General features: G+C 42.8%; 2 protein-coding genes. One reads left to right on the plus strand and one right to left on the minus strand.

The genetic code is table 11. The features are described 5' to 3' along the window. The coding region (locus H6S82_RS28090; RefSeq protein ID WP_191057099.1) for a sensor histidine kinase at positions 1 to 1430 on the plus strand (1430 nt) is incomplete at its 5' end. Between the two features lie 81 nt (positions 1431 to 1511). On the opposite strand, the gene H6S82_RS28095 is transcribed toward H6S82_RS28090, so the two are convergent. After that, positions 1512 to 2640, minus strand: a 1129-nt coding sequence (locus tag H6S82_RS28095) for an O-antigen ligase family protein (protein ID WP_191057100.1), incomplete at its 5' end; no start/stop codon positions are given.

The raw sequence follows: 2640 nt of genomic DNA on the forward strand, positions 1-2640 counted from the left end.
CATTTAGTGGCGATCGCGTGGAACTACTCAACTTACTTTGCACTCAAGCTGCTATTTCTTTAGAAAATGCTCAACTTTATGAACGAGAACAGGAAAAATCTCAGTCCTTACAAGCATCACTAGAAAAATTACAAAAAACCGAAGTATCTCTAGCTAAGGAAAGAGAGTTTTTGAATGCCATCATTCACAATATTACCGATGGAATTGTTGTCTGCGATGCTAGTGGGACTTTGACTCTATTTAACAAAGCAACTCGTGAATTTCACGGCTTACCAGTGGAATCATTACCGCCGGAACAATGGGCAGAATATTTTTCACTCTATCAACCTGATGGTCAAACACCCTTATCAACAACGGAAATTCCTCTGTTTCGTGCTTTGCAAGGAGAAATCGTTGAAAATGCCGAAATGGTAATTGCGCCTAAGCAAGGTTCTCGGAGAAGTTTGTTAGCTAGCGGACAAGCAATCTTCGATCCTTGGGGTAACAAAGTTGGTGCAGTAGTTGTGATGCGAGATATTAGCGATCGCAAACGAGCAGAACTTGCCTTACAGCAAAAATCAGTGGAATTAGAACAAGCATTACACAACTTGCAAAACGCTCAATTACAAATAATCCAAAGTGAGAAAATGTCGGCTTTAGGTAATTTAGTAGCGGGGGTAGCGCATGAAATGAATAATCCCCTTGGTTTTATTGCTGCCAGTCTCCAAGAAACTAAACCTACTATTGTCGAACTAATCGAACACTTGCAACTCTATCAAGAAACTTTCCCCGATCGGAGCGAAGAAATTCTCGACCATGCCGAAGAAATTGACTTGGAATATACCTTAGAAGACTTACCTAAGATAATTGATTCCATGTCTACAGCCTGCGAGCGGCTGAAAAATATCAGTACCAGTTTACGTACTTTTTCTCGTGCCGATCGCGACTGCAAAGTGCCATTTAATATTCACGAAGGCATTGATAGCACACTTTTAATCCTCAAACATCGCCTGAAAGCTAATGAACAACGTCCCGCCATTGAAGTGATTACCAACTACGGTAATTTACCTTTAATCGAGTGTTTCCCCGGACAACTCAATCAGGTATTTATGAATACGATCGCCAATGCGATCGATGCTTTGGATGAATCAAATATCAGTCGAAGCTTTGCTGAAATCAAGGCCAACCCTAACTTCATTACAATTACCACATCAGTAGAAAACAAGCGGGTAAAAATTGCCATTGCAGATAATGGTTGCGGCATGACTGAATCGGTCAAAGAAAAGATATTTGACCACTTGTTTACCACGAAAGCAGTAGGAAAAGGTACGGGTTTGGGATTGGCGATCGCGCGTCAAATCATCGTTGAAAAACATGGCGGAAGAATTGATGTAAATTCTGTTCCCGGACAAGGAACAGAATTCGCGATCTGGTTGCCTGCGAACAGATAGAGATGCAGAAAATAGGGGGATGGGAAACTATCCCCCACTAAAGTGATTGTAAATCTAAAATCCGATATCTGATATTGGCAATCATTTTCCACTTTGGCTATAAACCACTCCACCAATTGCGGCTAACAGCAACCATCCGAATGTATTGACGCGCAAATCAAATATTGTTACATCTACGGTGTTAAATAAACTACAGCCTAAAAAAGCAACTATAAAACTGAATAAAATTAATCTATCTTGATTATTTACAGGCCAATCTCGCAATAGCAAAATACTTCGCGCAATCATCCAACTGACTAAAACACAAAACAGCATTGTCGCAGGAATGCCGATTTCTGCTGTTAGCATCAAAAACAAACTATGGGGATGACCTAACCAAATAGGATTGTCGGGAGTGGCATATTTTGTTACATAAAGTGGCGTGAAATTTCTTAATCCCCAACCTGTCCAAGGACGCTGCTGTGTCATCCACCAAGCAAATTGCCACTGGGTTGTTCGCAAATAAGGTAAAGGTCGATCGGGAAAATTTTGATCTGTTAAACGCGCCCAAAAGAAAGCGGGGACTATTTTTCGCAGGAATTGATTTATCGGTGATGGCGCAAAAGCGGCGGCGAGAATAATACTTGCAATTCCTGTGACTGCCGCTAATAACCAACGCCAACCAAGGTAAACTGAAAAAGCGAGACAGGCCAGAGGTGCGATCGCCCAAGCATTGCGAGAATTAGTGAAGACGATCGCGATCGCACTGCCAATTACCGCCGCAATCAAATATAACGTCCCGTAATTGGGAAACTTCCCTCGCTCCCCCGTTCCCCCGTTCTCCGCCTCTCCCGCTCTTCTCCTAGCGAGTTGCCACTGTTCGATCGACAGCCCAAGTGCGAGAATGAAAACGATCGTCAGATAAGCGGCGAGGATATTGGCGTACATAAAAACGGACGCCATTCTACCTGGAGGATTGCCAGTCGCTGTGAGACCCCAACCTAAAATATTTGCTAATAAACCCGAACTAGCCCAACCTAAAAATAGTTGACCCAAGCCAAGAATTACGATCGGAACAGAAGGTATAACTATAATCCAAGCTAATCGCCGCAGTTGAGCGGGTGTTTGTATTAACTCGCCGAACGAGATAAGCAGCAAGAAAAACGGTAAAAAATTAGCCAAACCCAGAAAAGCCTCTGAAGAATAAGCAGCCAAACTCGCAGAAACGACG

Origin of the sequence: Planktothrix sp. FACHB-1355 (assembly GCF_014748295.1) — a bacterium.
Lineage (GTDB): Bacteria > Cyanobacteriota > Cyanobacteriia > Cyanobacteriales > Aerosakkonemataceae > Aerosakkonema > Aerosakkonema funiforme_A.